Below are 17,309 nucleotides of genomic sequence, written 5' to 3' on the forward strand. Positions count from 1 at the left end.
CAGCCGGCTAGGGCCGCCCCACCGGCCCAGTGCTAGTGGGCCAAAACGAAAAAACGCCGCCACCGGGTTCGCGAGGGCAAACCGGGTGTGCGACGTCTTTGTCGTGGAGGGGCAACCGCCGTTGGCTACCTGTGATGATTACTTAGCAAGTCCTGCGCCAACATGCCGGCCGTAGGTCCCGTCTTCTCCAGCTCCGCGCAAACCCGTAGCAGCTGTCGAGCCCCAGCGAGGCTGCGTCAGGCGCGCTGCCGATTCACGCCCGAGTCGCGGCCGACGCAGCCTCGCTGGAGCTCGACAGCTGCGGATGTTTAACCGAGCAGTTCGCTCATGGCGATGATCTGCTCCGCCACCTGGATCAGTTTCTGCTGGCGGCTCATGGCTTGGCGGCGCATCAGGGTGTAGGCCTCTTCCTCATTGCAGGCCTTCATTTTCATCAGCATGCCCTTGGCCAACTCGATGCGCTTGCGCTCGGCCAACTGCTGGTCCCGCGCCTGAAGCTGGGCGCGCAAGGCCTGGTCGCTCTCGAAGCGGGCCATGGCGACGTCGAGGATCGGTTGCAGGCGCTGGGCCTGAATGCCTTCGACGATGTAGGCACTGACCCCGGACTTGATCGCCTGGCGCATCACGTCGGGGTCGTGCTCGTCGGTAAACATCACGATGGGCCGGGGTTGGTCGCGGCTTACCAGCACCACTTGCTCCATCACATCGCGGCCCGGTGACTCGGTATCGATCAGGATGACGTCCGGGCGCACCGTTTCGACGCGCGCAGGCAGGTCGATGGTCAGGCCTGACTCATCGATCACTTCAAAGCCAGCCTCGATCAGTGCTGTCCTCAAGCGGCCGACTTTGCGCGGAGTGTCGTTGATCAGCAGGATTCGCAGCATGGAAGTCCTCCTGTCAGCGCAAGGCTTGGCGGCTGGTGTGGTCGGCCATGGCATGCAGGCGGAAGCTGCGCGCGTAGACGGCGGGGTCCGAGCCGTCCCAGATTTTACCGTCGATCAGTTGGCTGCTACGCATGTCGTGCCCGTTGTCGCTGAGGCCCAGTGCCTCGGCTGCCTGACGATACAGCGCCAGTTGTTGCACTTGGCGAGCAACGCCCAGGTAGTCAGGGTCTTCGCGCAGCAGGCCCCAGCGTCGAAACTGGGTCATGAACCACATGCCATCGGAGAGGTAGGGCAGGTTGACCTCGCCATCGGCAAAAAAGCGCAGGGCGTGGGGGTCTTGCCACTGGTTGCCCAGGCCGTCGTCGTAGGCGCCCAGCAAGCGTGGCTCGATGCAGTCGAGCGGGGCATCGAGGTACTCGCGGCTGCTGAGCAATTGTGCGGTGGAGCGACGGTTTTCGGTGTTTTGCTCGATAAAGCGGCTGGCCTCCAGGATCGCCATCACCAGCACGCGTGCGGTGTTGGGGTATTGGTCGACAAAGGCCTGGGTGCAGCCGAGCACCTTTTCCGGATGGTTCGGCCAGATCGCCTGGGTGGTCGCCAGGGTAAAACCCTGGTTTTGCTTTACGGCGCTGGCGCACCAGGGCTCGCCGACGCAAAAGCCATCGATACGCCCGGCCTGCAGGTGCGCGACCATTTGCGGCGGCGGCACCACGACGCTGTCCACATCCTGCAACGGATGAATGCCTTGGCTCGCCAGCCAGTAGTACAACCACATGGCATGAGTACCTGTGGGAAAGGTCTGAGCGAAGGTCAGTTTTGTTCGGCTTTGGTGCACGTGGCGATCCAGTGCCTCAGGAGTGACCACGCCCTGCTGCTGCAGGCTGTGGGACAGGTTGATGCTTTGACCGTTCTGGTTCAGTCCCATCAATACTGCCATGTCGGTAGGTGCCACGCCGCCGATGCCCAGGTGCACGGCATAGACCAACCCGTACAGGCTGTGAGCCGCATCCAGTTCGCCGCTGACCAGTTTGTCCCGCAGGTTGGCCCATGAAGGTTGGCGCCTGAGGTTCAGGGTCAAGCCATAAGGCTGTGCGAAGCCCTGGGTCGCCGCCACTACCAGGGATGCGCAATCGCTCAAGGCCATGAACCCCAGGTCAAGGCTGCTCTTCTCCGGGGCATCACTGCCGTTGACCCAGGCCAGCGGGTCGTTCATCGGGCTTTTGCCAACCGAATCGTTCATCAACACCTACCTTTTCTTTCAAAAAAAAGCGTCGTTCCCTCAGATGGCGATGCAAGGCCATTGCGGGTAACGACGCCTTTGTCCGTAAGCCCGCTCCGCCGTTGGTGCGCGCTCTGTACAGAGTGCAAAGCAAGGCACATGCCACGGGCCGATGGGCGCAGCCAGCCGTCAACTTTCCATCAAGATTGAAAATGGGCTGCCTCTCAGTATGGCCGCTTCTTACTGCCAGGCCGCCCAGGAATTCAAGGTGTACGCTCACTTCTCCGTAACGACTGCCTGCCTCTGGCTACTGCTTGCCACGCTGATGTCAGGAAGTGTCGATGCCAGGGGCGAGACCTATCAGGCGCAGAACGAGAGCCTGCATACCGTCTTTACCGCCTTGTCCGTGCCCATGGGGCTGCCCATCGTTGTGAGCAGTGAAGCGGCGCGCATACGCATCAGCGAGGTCATTGACCTCGATACACCGCAACACGCCCTGGAGACGCTTTCACTGCAATACGGCTTGATCTGGTACAGCGATGGGCGGGCGCTGTACCTCTACGACGTGAGCGAGGCAAAAAGCTCGGCTGTGGAGTTGCAGCATATTTCTGTCGACAGGTTTCGTGTCCTCATGCGTCGTTCTGGGCTTGATGAAACACGCTACCCCCTGCGCGTCAGCGGGGAGCGGACGTTCTATGTGTCCGGACCACCTCATTATGTCGATCAGGTGCTACACCTGGCCCAACTGATGGATCGCGAGCGTGCTGAAATGCAGTTAGGCACCCAGGCGTTTGCTGTCGTTCAGGTCCTCAACACCCATGTGGAAGACCGTGGGTACGCCATCGGCGACGAACAGGTCACGGTGCCGGGAATCGCGTCAACGATCGAAGCCGTGCTGGCTTCTGAGGAGGAGGGAGCGCTGTCCGGCAAGAACCTGGTGGTGATTGCCTACCCGGATACCAACAGCCTGCTGATCAAGGGCGAACCTGCACAGCTGGGTTTTATCGAGCGCCTGGTGGCTGAGTTGGACACACCCAAGCGGGCTATCGAAGTTTCGCTATGGATGGTGGATGTGGAGAGTGACGAACTGAAAAAGCTGGACCCTGTCTGGGACAAGGAGGCGAAGGCCCAGGTCTCGCGAATTCTGGAGCCCATGGACGATAAGCGTTTGATGGAACAAATCGCCATGCTGGAGCGTCGGCGGCGAGCGAAGGTGATGACGTTGCCGGTCATACTCACCCAGGAGAATGTGCCGGCCGTGTTTCAGGATAACCACACCTTCTATCTGCCGGCTCCCGGAGATGACCGTACTGATTGGAAACCCGTGCAATATGGCTCCCAGGTCAGCGTGCTGCCGCGTTTTGCAGAAGCGAATCAGATCGAAATGCTCCTCCATGTTGAGGACGGCCGCCAAATGAGCCAGGCAAGGCGGCGCGGCAAACCGACAGCGGTCGGTCGGGTGAGTGCCAGCAGCGTGGTGCGGGTGCCGCAGGGTCAGCGCCTGTGGTTGGGATCGTTTAGTCGCGAGGCGCATTATCCGGGACGCCGCGCAGTCTCAGCGGGTTCGACCATGGTTCGCCTGTTTGTGATTCAGGCTCGGGAGGTAGGAAACGAGTTGAAGGCGTTGCCGACAGGCGTTGGTGCACCACCGTTGAGTCCGGCGCAATACGAGCGTGTGCACCGAGCGTTTGTTCACCCGCAGAGCGATATCGCTCCGTGAATCAGGTGTTAACTCATGCATTTTGAATTCTTCTACAGGACGTTGGGCGAGTGGGTGCAACGGGCGGATCAGTTGTGGGGGGAGTTGCACGAGGTCTATAAAAAGGGGCGTCTGACGGCTGTGCGTGAAGCGTCTTACAGCATGTTGCTTAAAAGCGCTGGTTGTATGAGTTTTCTCCTAGCGTGGGCTGCACGGTGGTTTTTTATAGTCGTGCCCTTGGCGCAAAAGCCAGTACTGGAAATAAGGATTTCAATGACAGTAGTCGGATGCCGAGGTCGATATGGTCGTCGTAAATGATGGGTTGACGGCGACTTTCCTGCTTTTTTCCCAGTGGACGCTGCATGGCGATGGTCGTCTGACCGGCGAAGGCCGCGATGTTCAGTTGCCACCTAAGGAGCTGCATGTTTTGCGGCTGCTGCTTGTTTCTGGCGGTGTACTGATGACCAAGGATCGTTTGCTGGAGTTGGCCTGGCCCCAGGGGGAGGTCGCCGAGGAGTCGCTGACCCGTTGTATTTACTCGTTACGCAAGTATCTTGGCGCTGACAAGGGGTTTATCAAGACCATCTATGGTCGGGGGTATCGTTTTACATGCCCGGTGAAGGTCGAGCGGCATGGGCCCGGGCCGATGGATGCCGTGCAGCATGTGTGTTCGGCCTGTGGCCAAGTCAGTCATGGCTAAGTTCTGCGCAGGTTGCTGTTGCCTGGCCAGGTGAGGAGTGGCGACCAGACAATGGCCTATCGCTGGTAGGAAACCGCCTGCCGCTACCTAGGTGGCGGCAGGGGCCTTTGTACTACGCAGAAAAATCCGGGCACGTTACGAGGCCCCGGTACAGCAACGCTGCTGACGTTTAGGCGGCACGCCTCGCGTGCACCCTGTCACCCCGGCTATAATCGCTGCCACCTTTCGCCGCCATCCGAGTCTAGCCTGCCCATGTATACCCTGGCCCGCCAGCTGTTGTTCAAACTTTCCCCGGAAACCTCCCACGATCTGTCCTTGGACCTGATCGGCGCCGGTGGCCGTCTGGGGCTCAATGGCCTGGTATGCAAGGCGCCGGCAAAAATGCCGGTGTCGGTGATGGGGCTCGACTTCCCCAACCCGGTCGGACTGGCCGCCGGCCTGGACAAGAACGGTGCGGCCATCGATGGCTTCGCGCAGCTGGGTTTCGGGTTTGTGGAGATCGGCACCGTGACGCCGCGACCGCAACCGGGCAACCCCAAGCCGCGTATCTTCCGCCTGCCGGACGCCGAGGCGATCATCAATCGCATGGGGTTCAACAACCTGGGCGTCGACCATCTGCTGTCGCGTGTCCAGGCCGCAAAGTACACGGGCATCCTGGGCATCAATATCGGCAAGAACTTTGACACACCGGTCGAGCGCGCGGTGGATGACTACCTGATCTGCCTGGACAAGGTCTACGCCCACGCCAGCTATGTCACCGTCAACGTCAGTTCGCCCAACACCCCAGGCCTGCGCAGCCTGCAGTTCGGCGATTCGCTCAAGCAATTGCTCGAAGCCCTGCGCCAGCGCCAGGAAGACCTGGCCGTGCGCCATGGCAAGCGCGTGCCGCTGGCAATCAAGATTGCCCCGGACATGAGCGACGAAGAAACCGTGCTGGTGGCCCAGGCCCTGGTGGATTCGGGCATGGACGCGGTGATTGCGACCAACACCACCCTCAGCCGTGTGGGCGTCGAGGGCTTGGCCCACGGCGATGAAGCGGGTGGTCTGTCGGGCGCGCCGGTGCGTGACCAGAGCACCCATATCGTCAAGGTGCTGGCCGCAGAGCTGGCCGGGCGTTTGCCGATCATCGCGGTGGGCGGCATCACCGAAGGCAAGCATGCAGCCGAGAAGATCGCTGCGGGTGCGAGCCTGGTGCAGTTGTACTCTGGCTTTATTTATAAAGGCCCGGAGCTGATCCGCCAGTCAGTGGATGCGATTGCGGCATTGCGCGTGTAGGAGCGAGCAAGCTCGCTCCTACGGTAGTCCTCATTATTTTCATGCCAATAAAAAGGGCTCCTTAAAAGGAGCCCCTGGGCCGAAGCCCGCCGCCTGGATAGGGCGTGCGTGGTTAAGTCATTACATATTCGTGGTGGTGTCGGAATTAAATGCCCTTGATTAGCCGACGGCGTGAAGTTCGTTGAGTCTGTGGATTCCCGCAGTGCCAGTCATACCGTCCCAGTTGTCGCCGCGTCCTTCTCGCCAGCCGTTGATCCAGGCTTGGCGTACCGACGGTAGAGTAAATGGGCAAAGCTCACGGGATTTGCCATGAACGCCATATTGATATCCGCGTAAAAATGCTCTTTCCAACGGATCACGCTTAAGTCTTCTCATAGGGTGTTTCCCTCACTTGTTGACTGTCTTGATATCCTTCGGCCTCGTCTGAGGCCGGGCAGAGTTTTTCTGCCGTTGGTGGGCTCGCTGCCGGCGTGGCGAGCCTAGGTGTCGGCGTCATTACGGCGCCAACCTGTGTTGAGTTCTAACCAATAGGTCACATGGATTCAATGATCGTTTTGTCATAAGCACGTAACGATAACGATGCTATAGCCATAAGCTGGGATGGCTTTTCGCCCCATTTGTTGGGCAAAGCCAGCTATGATGCACCCTGCAAAGAGGATGGGTTTAATCCTTTAGTGAGAATGTCCTTCTGTTGCTGTCGGTTATTATTCGACGAAGGGTCGGGATATTTCTTTTTGTTGCTGAAAATTCTTTTTCTGCCCCGTCAATAAAGGCCCTAAGGCCCGTCAGACGGGGTGGAACGGCACATTCGTGCCACGCGAGCACTCTTCAAGAAAAGTGCTTGCTTGAAAACCGAGCCGGCGATGCGTCGCCCGTTCATTTATTGCTGAAAAGCCTGGAATGCCCCATGTCGGACCGTTTTGAACTCTTCCTCACCTGCCCCAAGGGCCTCGAAGGCCTGCTGATCGAGGAAGCCGTCGGGCTTGGCCTTGAGGAAGCCCGCGAGCACACCTCGGCCGTGCGCGGCATGGCCGACATGGAAACCGCCTACCGCCTGTGCCTCTGGTCGCGTCTGGCCAACCGTGTGTTGCTGGTGCTCAAGCGCTTCCCGATGAAGGACGCCGAAGACCTCTACCACGGCGTGCTGGATATTGAATGGGCCGATCACATGGTCTCTGACGGTACCCTGGCAGTGGAATTCAGCGGTCACGGTTCGGGCATCGACAACACCCACTTCGGTGCGCTGAAGGTCAAGGATGCGATCGTCGACAAGCTGCGCACCCCGACCGGCGAACGTCCGTCCATCGACAAGATCAACCCGGACCTGCGCATCCACCTGCGCCTGGACCGTGGCGAAGCCATCCTGTCCCTCGACCTGTCCGGCCACAGCCTGCACCAGCGCGGCTACCGCCTGCAGCAGGGCGCCGCGCCGTTGAAGGAAAACCTGGCAGCGGCGATCCTGATTCGCGCCGGCTGGCCGCGTATTGCTGCCGAAGGCGGCGCGCTGACTGACCCGATGTGCGGCGTGGGCACCTTCCTGGTGGAAGGCGCAATGATTGCCGCCGACATGGCACCTAACCTGAATCGCGAATTATGGGGCTTCACCACCTGGCTCGGTCACGTCCCGGCGTTGTGGAAGAAGCTGCACGCCGAGGCCACTGAACGCGCGGCCATTGGCATGAACAAACCGCCGTTGTGGGTGCGGGGCTACGAAGCCGACCCGCGCCTGATCCAGCCTGCACGCAACAACATCGAGCGCGCCGGTCTCAGCCACTGGATCAAGGTGTACCAGGGCGAAGTCGGCACCTTCGAGCCGCGCCCGGACCAGAACCAGAAAGGCCTGGTGATCTGCAACCCGCCCTACGGCGAGCGTCTGGGTGACGAAGCCAGCCTGTTGTACCTCTACCAGAACCTCGGCGAGCGTCTGCGTCAGGCTTGCATGGGCTGGGAGGCGGCGGTGTTCACCGGCGCGCCGGACCTGGGCAAGCGCATGGGTATTCGCAGCCACAAGCAGTATTCGTTCTGGAACGGCGCGCTGCCGTGCAAATTGCTGCTGATCAAGGTCAACCCGGATCAGTTCGTCACCGGCGAGCGTCGTACCCCGGAACAGCGCCAGGCTGAACGTGAGCAGGCCGTTTACGACCAGGCCCCGACCGAGCCACAAGAGCGCCAGTACAACAAGAACGGCAACCCGATCAAGCCAGCCCCGGCCCCTGTGGTCGAGCAGGCGCGCCTGAGCGAGGGCGGGCAGATGTTCGCCAACCGCCTGCAAAAGAACCTCAAGCAATTGGGCAAGTGGGCCAAGCGTGAAGGCGTGGATTGCTACCGCGTGTACGACGCCGATATGCCCGAATACTCCATGGCCATCGACCTTTACCATGATTGGGTCCACGTCCAGGAATACGCTGCGCCGAAGTCCATCGACCCGGAAAAAGCCTCGGCACGCATGTTCGATGCCCTGGCCGCCATTCCCCAGGCACTGAACATCGACAAGAGCCGCGTGGTGGTCAAGCGTCGCGAGCGCCAGAGCGGTACCAAGCAGTACGAGCGCCAGAGCGCCCAGGGCAAGTTCACCGAGGTCAGCGAAGGCGGCGTGAAGCTGCTGGTCAACCTCACCGACTACCTGGACACCGGTCTGTTCCTCGATCACCGTCCGATGCGCATGCGCATCCAAAAGGAAGCGGCCGGCAAGCGTTTCCTCAACCTGTATTGCTACACCGCCACGGCCAGTGTGCATGCAGCCAAGGGCGGCGCGCGCAGCACCACCAGCGTTGACTTGTCCAAGACTTACCTGGACTGGGCCCGTCGCAACTTCTCGCTCAACGGTTTCTCCGACAAGAACCGCCTGGAGCAGGGTGACGTGATGGCCTGGCTGGACGCCAGCCGCGATGAGTTCGACATGATCTTCATCGATCCGCCGACCTTCTCCAACTCCAAGCGCATGGAAGGCATCTTCGACGTCCAGCGGGACCACGTGCAGTTGCTCGACCTGGCCATGGCGCGCCTGGCACCGGGCGGCGTGCTGTACTTCTCGAACAATTTCCGCAAGTTCCAGTTGGAGGACAACCTCAGCGAACGCTATGCGGTCGAGGAAATCAGCGACAAGACCATCGATCCGGATTTTGCGCGTAATGCGAAGATCCACCGGGCGTGGAAAATCATGGCTCGCTGATCACCGCCACAAAAAAGCCGCAAGCCTGGATTATTCACGGCTTGCGGCTTTTTTACGCTGGTCAAACTCATGGCCGATGGCTATAACTTAGGGCCTAACCAAAGTGGCCCCCCCGCAGGCTGGCGTTGTGAGTGTTGCCTATGCCGTTGCAAGCTGTTCGCCCGAAAATCCTAGGCTTTATCAGTGAACAGGCGTCGGCTTGGCTGGTGGCATCGGTGGTGTTATTGGCGGGTTTTGCGCTGACGGCTATCGTCGCCTGGGCTGCCTCCGACCTCTATCAGCAACAGGTACGCCAACGCTTTCAGTTGCTGGTCAACGAGCGTTATACCCGCTTGCAGGAACGCTTCGAGGATCAGGAACAACGCCTGAACAGCCTGCGGCGGTTCTTCGTCAACTCCGGTGAGGTGTCCCGCGAAGAGTTCGATGGGTTTGCCCAGCCATTGTTGTTGCGCGCTCGGGCCTACTCCTGGGCTCCCCGCGTGTTTCGCGAACAGCGCAGCCAGTTTGAACAAGAGGTGTCCCGCCAGCGTGGAGTACCCTTTGTCATCCGTGAGTTAAACAGCGCTGGAGAACTGGCCCCGGCGCCCGAGCGTGATGAATACGTCCCGGTGCTCTATACCCAGACTCAAAGTCTGCTGGGCTCGCCCCTGGGGTTTGATCTGCTGGCCCAGCCGCTGCGGCGCTCGGCCCTTGAGCGTGCGCAAAAGAGCGGCAAGCTGGCGGTGTCCCAACCCATGCAACTGGTAGGTGTCGAGCCTGCCTACGCGACTGGGGTGTTGCTGGTCGCGCCGGTCAGTCGCCTGCCCACCTACGAACAATCCCGGAATGAGCTTCATGGCTACGTGATGGCGGTGATCAGCATGCGCCAGTTGGTCGCCGATGGCTTGCCCAAGCCGGGACGGGACACCCTGGTGATGCAGATTGTCGATACCTCCGACCTGCAAAACCGCGTGCTCTACGAGTCCAGCAATGCGGTGGCCGAGAGTGACCTGCTAGCTGCGCGCCGCCTGACGTTGGGTGACCATGTCTATGCCCTGACCCTGCGACCGAGCCAAGTGTTCGACCAGGCCAACCATTCCTCGCTGACCAGCATCCTGACCATGGGTGGGTTGCTCAGCCTGTTACTCAGCGCCTTGCTCTATGTGCTGGTCAGCCAGCGTCAGCGTGCCTTGATACTGGTGGAGCAGCGCACGGCGCAGTTGCGTCTGCGTGAGCAGGAGTTGCGCGGTGCCCACGGCCAATTGCGCAGCGTGCTGAATGCGGCCACCCAGGTCGCCATCATTGCCACCGACCTGCGCGGCGTCATCAACACCTTCAACGCCGGTGCCGAACAGATGCTTGGGTTCAAGTCCGAGCAGGTGGTAGGCAAATTGACTCTGGAAAGCCTGCACCTGTCGCTGGAACTGGAAGCACGTTCCGCCAGCTTGAGCGTGACCCTGGGCAAGCGTATTCCTGCCGGCCAGGCGATGCTGGTGGAGAGCCCCGACAACCTGCATGAAGCTCGCGAGTGGACCTTGGTGCGCCAGGATGGCAGCCCGTTGACCGTGAACATGCTGGCCACTGTGCTACTGGATGATCACGGTTTGTGGATCGGGCACTTGGCGATCTATCTGGACATCACCGAGCAGAAACGGGCCTACGAAGCGCTGGCGGTACGCGATCGCCTGCTCAAGAAACTCAGCGCCCATGTGCCTGGCGGGATCTTCCAGTTCACCCTGGAACCCCAGGACAACTGGCGGTTTATCTACGCCAGCGATGGTATGCGCGACATTTATGAGATTGAAACAGGGGTATTGCAGCAGGATGCGAAGAAGGTATTCGAGCGAATCCACCCGCTGGACGCGGACCGGGTGCGGGCCTCGATTCGTCTGTCGGCGTTGCAGTTGAGCCACTGGCGCGAAGAGTACCGGGTGCAGTTGCCGCAACGGGGTTTGCGCTGGATTCGCGGCGAGGCCACTCCGGAAGAGTTACCGGGGGGCGGTACGCTGTGGCATGGCTATGTGTCGGACATTTCCGATTTGAAGCGGGTTGAAGAGGAACTGCGCGCGCTGTCCATCACAGATTCCCTGACCGGGATTCACAACCGTCGCTATTTCCAGGACCGCCTCAGGGCCGAGATGGCCAGGCTCAATCGGACCAGCGGGGCACTGTCGGTGATCATGCTCGATATCGATCACTTCAAGCGTATCAACGACCAGCATGGGCATGCGGTTGGCGACGGAGTGTTGCAGGAGTTGTGCAAGCGCATCAGTCAGCGTCTGCGCCGTACCGATGTGTTCTGCCGCCTGGGGGGCGAGGAGTTTATGGTGCTGTGCCCCAACACCAATGGCGAGCAGGCTTATGGCCTGGCGGTGGAGTTGTGGCAGTCGCTGCGTAGCCTGCCGATGGAACCGGTGGGCATCGTCACTGCCAGCTTTGGCGTGGCCAGTTGGCGGGCGAATGAAGGCATCGATGGGCTGCTGTTGCGCGCCGACTCGGCGGTGTATGTAGCCAAGCAAGCGGGCAGGGACCGGGTGGAGGCGGAGAGGGTGCGGGCTTGAGGGCCGACACAGGGTCCAATGTGGGAGGGAGCAAGCCCCCTCCCACAAGGGGATTGCGGTGTGTTTAGAGGACGGGAGCCGCCGCTGCCAATTTAGGCTGGCGGTACAGGTCCAGCAGCACCTGATCGAGCACCGACGACGCGCCCCACGGCTTCGGATCGTTGAGGATCGCCACTACCGCCCAGGTGTTGCCGTTGTTGTCGCGGCTGAACCCGGCAATGGCGCGCACGGTGTTCAAGGTACCGGTCTTGACGTGGGCTTCGCCACGCATGGCGGTGGTCTTCAGGCGTTTGCGCATAGTGCCGTCGGTGCCGGCGATCGGCATCGAGCTGATGTATTCCGCCGCGTAGGGGCTTTTCCAGGCGGCTTGGAGCATGGCCGCCATCTCGCGGGCGCTGACCCGTTCGGCACGGGACAGGCCCGAACCGTTCTCCATCACCAGGTGTGGCGCGGTGATGCCTTTCTTCGCCAGCCACTGGCGCACCACACGTTGCGCGGCCTTGGCATCGTCGCCGTCGGCATCGTTGCGGAACTGTGCGCCCAGGCTCAGGAACAACTGCTGGGCCATGGTGTTGTTACTGTATTTGTTGATGTCACGGATGATTTCCGCCAGGTCCGGCGAAAACGCGCGGGCCAGCACTTTGGCATCCTTGGGCACCGGCGCCTGAATATCGCGGCCCTGGATGCTGCCGCCCAGTTCCTGCCAGATCGCTCGTACGGCGCCGGCGGTGTAGGTGGCGTGGTCCAGCAGCGACAGGTAGGTTTGCGAACTGCAGCCATCGGCCAATTGGCCGCTGACGGTGATCGTCATACTGCCATCGGCGCCTGTGACCGGGTTGTAGCGTACGTCGCCGGTGCACTGCTTGGCGTTGGAGGCCTTGACCTGGTTGTCGATACGGATGCTGGCAATCGGCGGCTCGACCGATACGAGCACGCGGCCCGAGTCGTTGCGGGTCACAAAGCGCAGGGCCTTGAGGTTGACCAGCAGGGCGTCGGGCTTGACCAGGAACGGTTTGTTCTCGTCGTTGCCGTCATCATTGAATTCCGGCAACTGCGGTTGGTTGAAGAAACTGCGGTCCAGCACCAGGTCGCCGGTGACTTGCTGCACGCCATTGGCCCGCAGGTCGCGCATCAGCAGCCAGAGTTTTTCCATATTCAGCTTGGGGTCGCCGCCGCCCTTGAGGTACAGGTTGCCGTGCAACACGCCACCGCTGAGGGTGCCGTCGGTGTAGAACTCGGTTTTCCACTGGTGGTTGGGGCCGAGCATTTCCAGGGCCGCATAGGTGGTGACCAGCTTCATGGTGGAAGCCGGGTTTACCGAGACGTCGGCGTTGAATACCGTGGGGGTGCCGGGGCCGTTCAGCGGGATCATCACCAGGGACAGCGCAGTGTTTTGCAGCTTGGCCTTGGCGAGCGCCTGCTGGACGTTCGGGGGCAGGGTGTTATTGATCGGGGCAGCGGAAGTGGAAAAGGCCAGTGGCAGGAGAAAACCGGCGAGTAGCAATGGACGCAAAGATTTGATCATAAGAAGTAAAACCCTACTGCTGAGGAGGGTGAAAAAGGCGAGGGGTAAATAGGAAAATTCCCTCAATGGTCATGAAAGTGTCGGCATTATGCCCCAAGGTGAAGGCACTTGTAGCTGAACGATAGCTGGTAATCAGCGTTTTTTTAACGGCAAACTGCCGCCTGTCCCAGAGAGTCGGGCAATCGTCGCCTTAAACTGCTAAAGTGCCGCCCGTTATTACTTATGAGGATTGTTCCAATGGCGACTAACCGTTCCCAGCGTCTGCGCAAAAAACTGTGCGTTGATGAATTTCAAGAGCTGGGTTTCGAACTGAACCTGGACTTCAAAGAAGGCCTGAGTGAAGAAGCTATCGACGCTTTCCTCGAAGCATTCATCAAAGAAGCCATGGAAGCCAACGGTCTGGGCTATGTCGGCGGCGATGACTACGGTCTGGTTTGCCTGCAGAAGCGTGGCTCGGTCTCCGAAGAGCAGCGCGCTGCTGTCGAAGCCTGGCTGAAAACCCGTTCCGAGCTGACCAAGGCTGAAGTCAGCCCGCTGCTGGACGTGTGGTATCCGGAAAAGCCGATCAATTCCAAGAATTGAAGCGGTAAGTTACAAGCTTCAAGCCGCAAGCTCATGTGGCTTGAAGCTTGAAGCTTGAAGCTAATCCTCACTTCCGCCAGTTCAGAATCAGCAGCGTCAACACCCCCGCCACAATCCCCCAGAACGCCGACCCGATGGAAAACAACGTCAAGCCTGACGCGGTGACCATAAAGGTGATCAGCGCCGCTTCCCGTTCCTTCGGCTCATTCATGGCGATACTCAAGCCATTGATGATCGAGCCAAACAAGGCCAAGGCCGCAATCGACAGCACCAGCTCCTTGGGCAGGGCTGCGAACAATGCTGCCAGCGTCGCTCCGAACACCCCGGCGATGCCGTAGAACACCCCGCACCATACGGCGGCGGTGTAGCGTTTATTGCGGTCTTCGTGGGCGTGGGGGCCGGTGCAGATGGCTGCGCTGATCGCCGCCAGGTTGATACCGTGGGAGCCGAATGGCGCCAGCACCAGCGAGGCCAGGCCGGTGGTGGTGATCAGGGGCGAGGCCGGCACGTTATAGCCATCGGCCCGCAGTACCGCGACGCCGGGCATGTTCTGCGAGGTCATCGCCACCACGAACAGCGGAATCCCGATGCTGATGGTCGCCGCCAGCGAGAAGTGCGGCGTCGTCCACACCGGCGTCGCCACTTCCAGGTGGAAGCCGCTGAAGTCCAGCAAGCCCATCAGTCCCGACAACAGGGTGCCGATCACCAGCGCGGCCAGCACCGCATAGCGTGGCGACAGGCGCTTGATGATCAGGTAGGTGAAAAACATCCCCAGTACCAGGCCGGTGCGATGCTGCGCGGCGACGAAAATCTCGCTGCCGATCTTGAACAGGATCCCCGCCAGCAACGCTGCCGCCAACGACGCAGGAATACGCTTGACCAGTTTTTCAAAGCTGCCGGTGAGCCCGCAGAGCGTCACCAGCACTGCACAGGTGATGTAGGCGCCGATAGCCTCGCCATAACTCACACCGCCCAGACTGGTGATCAACAGCGCGGCGCCGGGGGTGGACCAGGCAATGGTGATTGGCGTGCGATAGCGCAGGGACAGGCCGATGCTGCACACCGCCATGCCGATGGAAATTGCCCAGATCCACGAAGAAATCTGCGCCGTGGTCAAGCCGGCAGCCTGGCCGGCCTGGAACATCAGGACCAGGGAGCTGGTGTAGCCGGTCATCATGGCGATAAAGCCGGCGACGACGGCCGACGCAGAAGTGTCGGCCAGCGGGCGCAAGGGCGCTTGGGTGGCGTCGGTCATGGAAAGGTGTTCCTTTTACCTGGGTGTTTGCCGGTGATGGCGCAGATTCAAGCCTAAACTCAAACGTAACGACTCATTGCAATACAGCCGAGGCCGCAAACAGCCGTACAGTGTGTTGGCGCAGTCGGTTGTGTACAATGTGCCGTGTTTTTAGGTGATACTTGCCAGCGACCCAGTGTTGCCGTATTACCTTAAAGTTGCCGTATTACCGTTAATTCGCCGCCGTTCTCCCGACCCGAGTGCCCATGAACGAACAGTTGCAACCTCTCAAGAAACAACCGCGAGCCGGCAAGGCCGGTCGCAGCGGAACCCAGGACGATATCGTCTATGCGCATATCTTCGAGGCGATCCTCGAGCAGCGCCTGGCACCCGGTACCAAATTGAGCGAAGAGGCACTGGGCGAAATCTTCGGCGTGAGCCGCACCATCATTCGCCGCGCCCTGTCGCGCCTGGCCCATGAAGGCGTGGTGTTGCTGCGGCCCAATCGTGGCGCGGTGGTGGCGAGCCCAAGCGTGGAAGAAGCCCGCCAGGTGTTCCTGGCGCGACGCCTGGTAGAGCGGGCGATCACCGAGTTGGCGGTGCAGCACGCCACCGCCGAGCAACTGGCCGAACTGCGCCAGATGGTCAACGACGAGCGCGACAGCTTCTCCCGCGGTGATCGCGGTGCGGGCATCCGCCTCTCCGGAGAATTCCACCTCAAGCTGGCCGAAGCGGCGAAGAACGCGCCGCTGATCAGCTTCCAGCGCAGCCTGGTGTCCCAGACCTCGCTGATCATCGCCCAGTACGAAAGCGGCAACCGCTCGCACTGCTCCTACGATGAGCACACCCAACTGATCGATGCGATCGAAGCACGGGACGCGGCGCTGGCGGTGAACTTGATGATGCATCACATGGATCACATCGACAGCAAGCTCAACCTCGACGAGGAAAGTGCGTCGGACGATTTGCATGCGGTGTTCTCGCATTTGTTGCAGACCAAGAAGCCGGGGCGTTCCTCGATAAAGCTGTAATTTCCCCGGCTCACCCGGGACAAAAGGTGGGAGGGGGCTTGCCCCCGATAGCGGTGGATCAGTTAACACATGACTAACTGAACCACTGCCATCGGGAGCAAGCCCCCTCCCACATTTGGTTGTGTGTGGCGTTAGAGATCAGCGTTGGTGCACCCGTTGGCCGGCCGCATACGTCTGCAACACCGTCCGATCGTCCCCCAGCGTCATCAACACAAACAACGTCTCGGCAATGTTATTCGCCTGCTTCAACCGATAGCTGAGCAGCGGCGTGGCATTGTAATCCAGCACCAGGAAGTCGGCATCGGTACCCGGATGCAACGTGCCGATCCTGTCTTCCAGACGCAGCGCCCGCGCGCCGCCCAGGGTCGCCAGGTACAGGGACTTGAACGGGCTCAACCGCGCGCCCTGCAACTGCATGACTTTGTACGCTTCGTTCAACGTTTGCAGCAGCGAGAAACTGGTGCCGCCGCCCACGTCCGTGCCCAGGCCCACGTTCAACTTATGCTTCTCGGCCATCGGCAGGTTGAACAGGCCGCTGCCTAGGAAGAGGTTCGACGTCGGGCAGAACGCCACCGCCGACCCCGTCTCCGCCAACCGCGCGCATTCGTCGTCACACAGGTGCACGCCGTGGGCGAACACCGAGCGCTCGCCCAGCAGCTTGTAGTGGTCGTACACATCCAGGTAGCCGTTTCGCTCCGGGAATAGCGCCTTCACCCACTCGATTTCCTGCTTGTTCTCGCTGATGTGCGTCTGTATGTACAGGTCCGGGTACTCGCCCAGCAGTTGCCCGGCCAGCGCCAGTTGCTCAGGCGTGCTGGTCGGCGCAAAACGCGGTGTGACCGCATAGTGCAGGCGACCCTTGCCGTGCCAGCGCTCGATCAGCGCCTTGTTTTCCTGGTAGCCGGATTCCGGCGTGTCGGTCAGATAATCCGGCGCATTGCGATCCATCATCACTTTGCCGGCGATCATGCGCAGGTCGAGTTTTTCCGCCGCTTCAAAGAAAGCGTTCACCGACTGCGGATGCACGCTGCCGAACACCAGCGCGGTGGTGGTGCCGTTGCGCAGCAGTTCCTTGATGAAAATGTCCGCGACTTCATCTGCGTGGGCCTTGTCGGCGAACTGGCTTTCGCACGGGAAGGTGTAGGTGTTGAGCCAGTCCAGCAACTGCTCGCCATACGCGCCGACCATGCCGGTTTGCGGCAGGTGGATATGGGTGTCGATCAGGCCAGGGGTGATCAGCGCGTCCTGGTAATGGGTGACTTCGATGTCGGCCGGCAGGGTCGGCAGCAGGTCGCCAGCATGGCCGACGGCGCTGATCCGGCCGTTATCGATGACCAGCAGACCGTCTTCGAAATACTCATAAGACGCTTCGATCCCCACTTCAGCGGGGTCGGCGATGCTGTGCAGGATGGCGGCACGGTAGGCTTTGCGAGTCAAAGGCATGGTTA

General features: G+C 60.7%; 13 protein-coding genes. 7 read left to right on the top strand and 6 right to left on the bottom strand.

What is annotated here, in order from left to right; translation table 11 throughout:
- Positions 1 to 308: 308 nt before the first annotated feature.
- Together AB1462_RS27485 and AB1462_RS27490 are read right to left on the bottom strand one after the other, a co-directional pair.
- Positions 309 to 884, bottom strand: coding sequence for an ANTAR domain-containing response regulator (locus AB1462_RS27485; RefSeq protein ID WP_027603690.1), 576 nt, complete (start codon positions 882 to 884; stop codon positions 309 to 311).
- Between the two features lie 13 nt (positions 885 to 897).
- Positions 898 to 2,097 carry a CmpA/NrtA family ABC transporter substrate-binding protein gene (locus AB1462_RS27490; protein ID WP_367248498.1) on the bottom strand — a complete coding sequence of 400 codons (1,200 nt, stop codon included), beginning with the start codon at positions 2,095 to 2,097 and terminating at the stop codon, positions 898 to 900.
- A 331-nt stretch (positions 2,098 to 2,428) separates the two neighbouring features.
- On the opposite strand from AB1462_RS27490, the gene sctC reads away from it, so the two are divergent.
- The 3 genes from sctC to AB1462_RS27505 all read left to right on the top strand — a co-directional run bounded on the left by sctC (position 2,429) and on the right by AB1462_RS27505 (position 5,777).
- The gene (gene sctC, locus AB1462_RS27495) at positions 2,429 to 3,823 is read left to right on the top strand and encodes a type III secretion system outer membrane ring subunit SctC (RefSeq protein WP_367248500.1); all 1,395 of its coding nucleotides are present in this window, start codon (positions 2,429 to 2,431) and stop codon (positions 3,821 to 3,823) included.
- Between the two features lie 280 nt (positions 3,824 to 4,103).
- Positions 4,104 to 4,502 carry a winged helix-turn-helix domain-containing protein gene (locus AB1462_RS27500; protein ID WP_090400327.1) on the top strand — a complete coding sequence of 133 codons (399 nt, stop codon included), beginning with the start codon at positions 4,104 to 4,106 and terminating at the stop codon, positions 4,500 to 4,502.
- Between the two features lie 252 nt (positions 4,503 to 4,754).
- Entirely contained in the window at positions 4,755 to 5,777 is a 1,023-nt protein-coding gene (locus AB1462_RS27505; RefSeq protein ID WP_367248476.1) for a quinone-dependent dihydroorotate dehydrogenase, read from the top strand.
- A gap of 159 nt (positions 5,778 to 5,936) precedes the next feature.
- On the opposite strand, the gene AB1462_RS27510 is transcribed toward AB1462_RS27505, so the two are convergent.
- Positions 5,937 to 6,152, bottom strand: coding sequence for a ribosome modulation factor (locus AB1462_RS27510; protein ID WP_002553055.1), 216 nt, complete (start codon positions 6,150 to 6,152; stop codon positions 5,937 to 5,939).
- 532 nt (positions 6,153 to 6,684) lie between these two features.
- Between AB1462_RS27510 and rlmKL the strand changes: the two genes are divergently transcribed.
- Both rlmKL and AB1462_RS27520 read left to right on the top strand, forming a co-directional pair.
- Positions 6,685 to 8,949, top strand: a complete 2,265-nt coding sequence (gene rlmKL / locus AB1462_RS27515) for a bifunctional 23S rRNA (guanine(2069)-N(7))-methyltransferase RlmK/23S rRNA (guanine(2445)-N(2))-methyltransferase RlmL (RefSeq protein WP_090400323.1) — start codon at positions 6,685 to 6,687, stop codon at positions 8,947 to 8,949.
- A 140-nt stretch (positions 8,950 to 9,089) separates the two neighbouring features.
- Positions 9,090 to 11,489 (top strand): diguanylate cyclase, encoded by a 2,400-nt coding sequence (locus tag AB1462_RS27520; RefSeq protein ID WP_367248477.1) that lies wholly within the window; start codon positions 9,090 to 9,092, stop codon positions 11,487 to 11,489.
- Between the two features lie 64 nt (positions 11,490 to 11,553).
- Here AB1462_RS27520 and dacB read toward each other — a convergent pair whose 3' ends face one another.
- On the bottom strand, positions 11,554 to 13,014 hold the full coding sequence (dacB, locus tag AB1462_RS27525; RefSeq protein WP_090400319.1) for a D-alanyl-D-alanine carboxypeptidase/D-alanyl-D-alanine-endopeptidase: 1,461 nt from the start codon (positions 13,012 to 13,014) through the stop codon (positions 11,554 to 11,556).
- Positions 13,015 to 13,251: 237 nt separating this feature from the next.
- On the opposite strand from dacB, the gene AB1462_RS27530 reads away from it, so the two are divergent.
- Positions 13,252 to 13,596 carry a YggL family protein gene (locus AB1462_RS27530; RefSeq protein ID WP_090400317.1) on the top strand — a complete coding sequence of 115 codons (345 nt, stop codon included), beginning with the start codon at positions 13,252 to 13,254 and terminating at the stop codon, positions 13,594 to 13,596.
- Between the two features lie 67 nt (positions 13,597 to 13,663).
- Here the strand turns inward: AB1462_RS27530 and AB1462_RS27535 are convergent, their stop codons facing one another.
- On the bottom strand, positions 13,664 to 14,851 hold the full coding sequence (locus tag AB1462_RS27535; protein WP_259193734.1) for a benzoate/H(+) symporter BenE family transporter: 1,188 nt from the start codon (positions 14,849 to 14,851) through the stop codon (positions 13,664 to 13,666).
- Between the two features lie 245 nt (positions 14,852 to 15,096).
- On the opposite strand from AB1462_RS27535, the gene AB1462_RS27540 reads away from it, so the two are divergent.
- Positions 15,097 to 15,861: a GntR family transcriptional regulator gene (locus AB1462_RS27540; protein ID WP_015885332.1), complete on the top strand. Its 765-nt coding sequence runs from the start codon at positions 15,097 to 15,099 to the stop codon at positions 15,859 to 15,861.
- A gap of 138 nt (positions 15,862 to 15,999) precedes the next feature.
- On the opposite strand, the gene guaD is transcribed toward AB1462_RS27540, so the two are convergent.
- Entirely contained in the window at positions 16,000 to 17,304 is a 1,305-nt protein-coding gene (gene guaD, locus AB1462_RS27545; RefSeq protein WP_367248480.1) for a guanine deaminase, read from the bottom strand.
- Between the last annotated feature and the right edge of the window lie 5 nt (positions 17,305 to 17,309).

This window comes from Pseudomonas sp. SB113 (assembly GCF_040754745.1).
Classification (GTDB): Bacteria; Pseudomonadota; Gammaproteobacteria; order Pseudomonadales; family Pseudomonadaceae; genus Aquipseudomonas; species Aquipseudomonas grimontii.

Coding starts and splice junctions, on each gene's coding strand:
- AB1462_RS27540 (WP_015885332.1), top strand. CDS start 15,097: ATGAACGAACAGTTGCAACCTCTCAAGAAACAACCGCGAGCCGGCAAG.
- AB1462_RS27520 (WP_367248477.1), top strand. CDS start 9,090: ATGCCGTTGCAAGCTGTTCGCCCGAAAATCCTAGGCTTTATCAGTGAA.
- AB1462_RS27500 (WP_090400327.1), top strand. CDS start 4,104: ATGGTCGTCGTAAATGATGGGTTGACGGCGACTTTCCTGCTTTTTTCC.
- AB1462_RS27485 (WP_027603690.1), bottom strand. CDS start 884: ATGCTGCGAATCCTGCTGATCAACGACACTCCGCGCAAAGTCGGCCGC.
- guaD (WP_367248480.1), bottom strand. CDS start 17,304: ATGCCTTTGACTCGCAAAGCCTACCGTGCCGCCATCCTGCACAGCATC.
- AB1462_RS27505 (WP_367248476.1), top strand. CDS start 4,755: ATGTATACCCTGGCCCGCCAGCTGTTGTTCAAACTTTCCCCGGAAACC.
- sctC (WP_367248500.1), top strand. CDS start 2,429: ATGTCAGGAAGTGTCGATGCCAGGGGCGAGACCTATCAGGCGCAGAAC.
- dacB (WP_090400319.1), bottom strand. CDS start 13,014: ATGATCAAATCTTTGCGTCCATTGCTACTCGCCGGTTTTCTCCTGCCA.
- rlmKL (WP_090400323.1), top strand. CDS start 6,685: ATGTCGGACCGTTTTGAACTCTTCCTCACCTGCCCCAAGGGCCTCGAA.
- AB1462_RS27530 (WP_090400317.1), top strand. CDS start 13,252: ATGGCGACTAACCGTTCCCAGCGTCTGCGCAAAAAACTGTGCGTTGAT.
- AB1462_RS27535 (WP_259193734.1), bottom strand. CDS start 14,851: ATGACCGACGCCACCCAAGCGCCCTTGCGCCCGCTGGCCGACACTTCT.
- AB1462_RS27510 (WP_002553055.1), bottom strand. CDS start 6,152: ATGAGAAGACTTAAGCGTGATCCGTTGGAAAGAGCATTTTTACGCGGA.
- AB1462_RS27490 (WP_367248498.1), bottom strand. CDS start 2,097: ATGAACGACCCGCTGGCCTGGGTCAACGGCAGTGATGCCCCGGAGAAG.